This is a genomic window from Burkholderia sp. Ac-20384, from assembly GCF_017104605.1.
In the GTDB taxonomy this organism is placed as follows: Bacteria; Pseudomonadota; Gammaproteobacteria; order Burkholderiales; family Burkholderiaceae; genus Burkholderia; species Burkholderia lata.
In genome coordinates this window covers 1-737 of the sequence record NZ_JAAGPE010000731.1, presented here as the reverse complement: position 1 = coordinate 737, position 737 = coordinate 1, and the positions used below count along the sequence as shown (strand labels likewise).

The window sequence follows — 737 nt, the reverse complement described above, 5'->3', positions numbered from 1 at the left end:
GCACCTCGATACGGATCGGGCCGTCCTCGGTCAGGACTGTCTTGGCGCCCGTGCCATTGCGCTGGTTGGTCACGGCGCTCGGCTTGGCAGCGCCTGGCGGGTAGCCGAGATGGCGACTCATCTCGCCGCCCAGCGCCCGCCCGATCAGCGCTTTCTTGAGGGCCAGCGTCGCGGCATTGATCGCGTCTCCGGTCATCGGGCCGTTGCCGAATTGCTCAAGCAACTCGGCGGGAATGGCCGGCAGGTCTACCGGCTTGGCTTTCGGTTTGCGAGGCATACATTCTCCTTCGCAGCATCATATGCCTTGAACACGAAATTACTGACAGGCCCCGCCGGCGCCTACGCAAAATCCCGACTGACTTACTTCACCCCGGCGTTCTCGAAGAACGCGAGCAGATCCGCGTTGACCTGGTCTGCGTGCGTGATCGCAATCCCATGCGACCCGCCCGGGTACACCTTCAGCTCCACATTCGGCGCGATCGCGGCCGTTCGGAGCGCCGACGCGTCGATCGGAACGATCTGGTCGTCATCGCCGTGCAGCACCAGCACCGGTACATCGATCTTTCGAAGATCCTCCGTGTAATCCACTTCCGAGAACTCGCGGATGCAATCGAACTGGCCCTTGATCGAGCCCATCATCCCCTGCGCCCAAAACGAATCGATCGTTCCTTGCGACGCCACCGCGCCTTCACGGTTGAAATTGTGGAACGGCACCGCTAGATCCTTGTAAAACTGCG

The 737-nt window shown here is 61.7% G+C and carries 1 protein-coding gene and 1 pseudogene; both read right to left on the bottom strand.

The window, feature by feature from the left end; all coding sequences use genetic code 11:
- Window positions 1–277: pseudogene (locus G3O00_RS43080) on the bottom strand (IS256 family transposase); the annotation flags it as partial.
- 83 nt (window positions 278–360) lie between these two features.
- Window positions 361–737, bottom strand: a 377-nt coding sequence (locus tag G3O00_RS43075; protein ID WP_206146642.1) for an alpha/beta hydrolase, incomplete at its 5' end; no start/stop codon positions are given.